This is a genomic window from Arthrobacter sp. Hiyo1 (assembly GCF_001263615.2).
GTDB lineage: Bacteria > Actinomycetota > Actinomycetes > Actinomycetales > Micrococcaceae > Arthrobacter.
In genome coordinates, this window is the sequence record NZ_DF952470.1 from 574,280 (window position 1) to 576,650 (window position 2,371).

Annotated in this window: 3 pseudogenes; 1 reads left to right on the forward strand and 2 read right to left on the reverse strand. The window is 64.2% G+C overall.

The window, feature by feature from the left end:
• Positions 1 to 97: pseudogene (locus tag AHiyo1_RS26655) on the forward strand (haloacid dehalogenase); the annotation flags it as partial.
• Positions 98 to 125: 28 nt separating this feature from the next.
• Here the strand turns inward: AHiyo1_RS26655 and AHiyo1_RS11530 are convergent.
• Positions 126 to 1,726, reverse strand: a pseudogene (locus AHiyo1_RS11530) (alpha/beta hydrolase).
• 49 nt (positions 1,727 to 1,775) lie between these two features.
• Positions 1,776 to 2,371: pseudogene (locus tag AHiyo1_RS11535) on the reverse strand (DNA polymerase III subunit delta'); the annotation flags it as partial.

Below are 2,371 nucleotides of genomic sequence, written 5' to 3' on the forward strand. Positions count from 1 at the left end.
CTCCGAGGCGGCTTTGCGCGCGGCCGGCGCCACCGCCGTCGTGCCCTCAGTCAAGGACCTTCCCGCATTGCTTGAGCCCCGCGCGGCACGGCTCTAGCGCGGGCGCCTCAAGTTTGCGAACAAGCTCAGCACATAGTCCCGTCTGAAGGCGCCGTTCCATTCACGAAGTAGTTGTCCACGGCGTCGGAAACGCACTGGTTGGAGCGGCCGTAGGCGGTGTGGCCTTCGCCCTTCCACGTCACGAGGGAAGCATTGCCGAGTTGTTTCCGTAGGGAACCAGCCAGGCGACAGGTGTCGCCGGGTCCCCGGTGGTGCCAATAACCACAACCGGCGCCGAGCCCGTGTACTTGACGGGAGCAGGCGTGTGCACGGGCTTGTAGGGCCAGTCCTTGCAGTTGATGCCGCCGTAAGCGAAGTAGTAGCCGAAGGTTGGGGAGAGCTGCTTCAGCCGGGCTTCCTCGGAACGCATCCCGGCCGTGTCCGTGACCATGGGGTAGTCAAGGCAGTTGATGGCGTTGAACGCGAACTGGGTGTTCGAAGTGTAGGTGCCGTTCGGGTCCCGGTCTGCGCCGAAGTCGGCAATCCGAAGCATGAGCGACACGTCGCCCTTGAACGCGGCCACCAGGGCCTGGGTCAGGACGGGCCACGATTCGTTGTCGTAGAGCGGGGTGAAAATACCGCTGACGAACGTCGCCCCGGTGACCAGACGCTCGTCCTTGGCGCGCTTGGGATTCTGCTCGACGTCGGCAATGAGGTCCTGGATCTGCTGCACGCCATTATCGACGCTGCCGGTCATCGGGCATCCGGATCTTGCCTGGCAATCCGCCACATAAGTGCGGAGCTCCTTTTCGAACGCCTCGGCCTGCCCCGCAGTGAGGTCCTCGTTGTTGAGGGCCGGATCCACAGCGCCATCCAAAACGAGCCTGCCGACGTTGTTCGGGAACAAGGACGCATAGGTGGCGCCCAGGGACGTTCCGTAGGAGAAGCCCAGGTAGTTGAGTTTTGCGTCGTTCAGCACTGCACGGAGGATGTCCATGTCCTTGGCGGAGCTGGCAGTGTCAATGTGCGGCAGGGCGGGCCCGGATTTTTCCACGCACTTGGTATTGATGGCCTTGGTGTCGGCCAACGCCGCGGCGATGCCCTGGTCGGTTTCGTAGTTGTAGACCTTCTCGCGGGAAGCGTCCCGCTCGGCATCGCTGAGGCACGTCACCGGCGCCGACCGCTTGACGCCGCGGGGATCGAAGCCCACCAGGTCGAAGCTGGACCGCAGCTTGCTGGTGAAGTGGGTTTTCGCCGCGTCCCTGACGAAGTCATAGCCCGAAGCGCCAGGGCCACCGGGATTCACCAGGAGTGAACCCTTCTTTGTGCCTTGGCTCTGGAGCCGGATGGCCGCGATGGAGATGCTGTCACCATCGGGTTTGGCATAGTCCACCGGCACTTTGATGTTGGCGCACTGGAATCCCTGCTCACAGGACGTCCAGTTCACTCTTTGGGAGTAGAAACTCTCCAGTCCTGCCGGCGCCGCGGCGGCGATGGACGCATCCGGGGAGCTGACGTTGCCGGACCCGTTGCCGGCACCATCGTTGGGCGCCGGTACCGAGAAAACGCAGCCGCTCAGCAGCAGGCTCGCGGAGACCGTGGCAGCGACGGCCGCTGCCACCCGCCGCAGTGAGGGGAACCGTGTCCTGGAACTGGACCCGGCGGGCCGGCGTCGTGCGGGGGTCATGCGTTTCTCCTCAGGCTGGGGAAGCGTGCTGTACTTCTAAACTATCCGGCTATTGCTGAATCAGGCTGCTCGCCATGGACTCGACGGCCAGCAGCGGTGCCACGTTGGTGGTGGTGATCCGCACGCGCGCCTTGTTGATGGCATCCATGCGCGCCAAGGTGATTTCAGGCGTGGAGCCTGCCGCATAGGCCTCTAGTTCACTCCTGAGTTCAACGTTGACCAACTCCACGGCGTTCCCCAGTTGGATGACCAGGACGTCCCGATAGAAGGACAGCAGATCAGTCAGCGTGCGGTCGAGGGAATCGGTGATGGAGCGCTTGGCCCGCCGTTTCTGGTCGTCCTCAAGTTGCCTCACCTGGCTTCGCATCGACGGCGGCAGCGTGCCCGATTCCGGAGCGCCCAAGCTCGCGAGCAGGGCGACCTTTTCGGCGGCGTCGCGTTCGTCGTTGGAGCTGTTGGCTTCATCAGTCGCGATCTTGACGAGCTTTTCGGCCATCATCACGGCGGCAGTGACGCCCCTCAGGCCCAGCGGGAAACGGACAGTCTCCATCCGGCGTTCCCTGGCCTCCGGATCGCGGGCCAGCCGACGCGCAATGCCGATGTGGCTTTGGGCAGCGCGGGCGGCCCGGTCAGCGATGGGCGGGG